The sequence below is a fragment of the Candidatus Dormiibacterota bacterium genome (assembly GCA_036495095.1).
Lineage (GTDB): Bacteria > Chloroflexota > Dormibacteria > Aeolococcales > Aeolococcaceae > CF-96.
In genome coordinates this window covers 1-2108 of sequence record DASXNK010000154.1, presented here as the reverse complement: position 1 = coordinate 2108, position 2108 = coordinate 1, and the positions used below count along the sequence as shown (strand labels likewise).

Sequence of the window (2108 nt, the reverse complement as noted above, 5' to 3'; positions counted from 1 at the left end):
TGGGGACGTACGGCTCCGGCACCGCGCGGGCCTGCGCACCCTGCTGCCTCTCGACGTGCAGATCGGTCGCCATCGCCAGGTGTCCCTCCAACAGTTCGGTGACGATGGTGCAGCCTACATGATCGAGATCGACGCTGCAAGGGGGTGCCGCGAGCGGTCATACGCACGGCCCCGAGATCGCCACCCCCGGTGCGCCCTCGGTGCTGGTGGTCACCTTCGCCACCTGCCGGAGGCCGTCCGAGGGCCGATAGAGCCAGATGGCGCCGTCGTCGGCGGCCAGCCAGACCCTGTCGCCGTCGTTGACCGACAATGGGGAGAGGCTGCCGGCCACCCCCGGAGTGCCGACGCTTCCCTGGTTGAGCACCGCGGCCTGATGCGGGGCGGTGAGCAGGAGGGTGCGCGCCCCGGTGCCTGCGCGCTTCGCCGGGTCGGTGTGGAAGAGGTCCGTGGTCGCCAGCTGGATGATCGGCCGCCCGTGTGCATCCGTGCCCACCACCTCGACGTGGCCCCGCCCGTCGCTGCGGCCGTCGAACCACGCGGTGGTCACGCCGGTGGTGAGGTCGTAGCGGCGGACCTCGACGCTGTCGGTAGCGGGATCGTAGGCGGTCAGCCAGAGGGCGTTGCCGGTACGGAGGTAGCCGACCTCGCTGCTGGAACCGACCGCGTTCGCGTTGACCACCTGAGGACCCGGGTGCGGGAACGGCCGCACCCTTCCCGACCCGGGATCGAGCAACTCCAGGTCGAAGGTCTCGATCGCGGCCGGCTGCCCCGCGGACATCGTGTGCAGGAGGATGCCGGCCGGCGTGTCGGCCATGGCGCTGACCAGCGGGCTCGTGATCAGCACCGTCCGATCTCCGGAGGCGTCGACGACGTGGATCACCGTGCTCCCGGCGGAGCTGTCCTGGGTCACGTAGGCACGGCCGTCGGGCGCCACCATCTGCGGCAGCGTGTCGACCCACCGGTGCAGCGCCGCGACGTAGGTGGTGCCGTCGGTGCGCACCGGCGTGAAGCTCGCGTGCCCGTGGTCGAGGACGATGAACCCGGTGGTGTGGTCGGCGCTGAGCGCGGAGATGGGCAGCCGGCAGCTCAGACCGGCGGCGCCGGGGAGCGCCGACACGGAGAGCGACGGGAGGGTGGGCGGGGCCGGGATGGCGCGGTGGCGGTTGAGCGTCACCAGCGCGCCCGCGGCCACCGCGACCGCCGCGGTCAGCGCCAGCCGGCGGGTCCAGTGCCGGCGGCGGGGCAGCCGGAGCGCCCGGACGGCTCCCCGTGGCGAGGGGTCGCGATCCCAGGAGGCGGGGGCGGGAGGGGCGACCAGGGTGGCGAAGAGCGCGCGCAGCTCCGCTTCGGTCTCGGTGCTCGGGTCGGTGGTCATCGCTGGTCCTCCAGGCGGGCGCGGAGCCGGGTCAGCGCGCGGAAGGTCGCCACCTTGACGACCTGCTCCGAGGTGCCCATCACCTCGGCGATCTCGCGGTAGGACAGGTCGGCTGCGACCCGCAGCCCGATCAGCTGCCGGTCGCGCCGGCCCAGGGTGGCCAGCGCGGCGGTCGCCCGGGCGAGATCCGCCCGCTGCTGTGCCACCGTCTCGACATCGGAGCGGGCGGCGGCCACCGCCTCCAGTCCGTGGAGCAGCCGGCGCCAACGACCGCGGTGGCGGTGGTGGTCGGTGCTGAGGTTGCGGGCGATCGCGAGCAGCCAGCTGCGCACCGTGGCGGGGTCGGGATGGACCCGCTCGTAGGCGGCAAGGGCCCGGGTGAAGGTCTCGTGGGTCAGGTCCTCGGCGAGCGCCGGATCGCCCACCTGCGAAACGCAGAAGCGGTGCACGCTCCCGGCGTGGAGGCGGTACACGTCATCGAAGAGCAGGGGGGACGCCGCCGTAACCCTCGAGGTTGCGGTCGCGCAGGCGGCGATCGAGATCATGCGGATACAAACGCGCGACCCTCCGCCTGGGATCAGCCGGGTGCCGTGAAGCGGTACACGGTGCCGACCGAGGGCTGGACGAAGGCCTCGGGCATCGCCGCGGCGAGCATGTGGGTGGCCCGCCAGCCGGTGCAGTGGGAGGGCACCAGCATCCCCACCCCGATCTCGCGGAGCGCCGCCACGGTCGG

General features: G+C 73.2%; 2 protein-coding genes. Both read right to left on the bottom strand.

The features are described from left to right. Window positions 1-157 precede the first annotated feature (157 nt). Window positions 158-1375, bottom strand: coding sequence for a hypothetical protein (locus VGL20_15880; protein HEY2705160.1), 1218 nt, complete (start codon window positions 1373-1375; stop codon window positions 158-160). After that, entirely contained in the window at window positions 1372-1920 is a 549-nt protein-coding gene (locus tag VGL20_15875; protein ID HEY2705159.1) for a sigma-70 family RNA polymerase sigma factor, read from the bottom strand. The genes VGL20_15880 and VGL20_15875 overlap by 4 nt, the downstream gene beginning before the upstream one ends. Window positions 1921-2108: the final 188 nt, after the last annotated feature.

Excerpts from the sequence above, each read along its gene's own strand:
- VGL20_15880 (HEY2705160.1), bottom strand. The coding sequence starts at position 1,375 with ATGACCACCGACCCGAGCACCGAGACCGAAGCGGAGCTGCGCGCGCTC.
- VGL20_15875 (HEY2705159.1), bottom strand. The coding sequence starts at position 1,920 with ATGATCTCGATCGCCGCCTGCGCGACCGCAACCTCGAGGGTTACGGCG.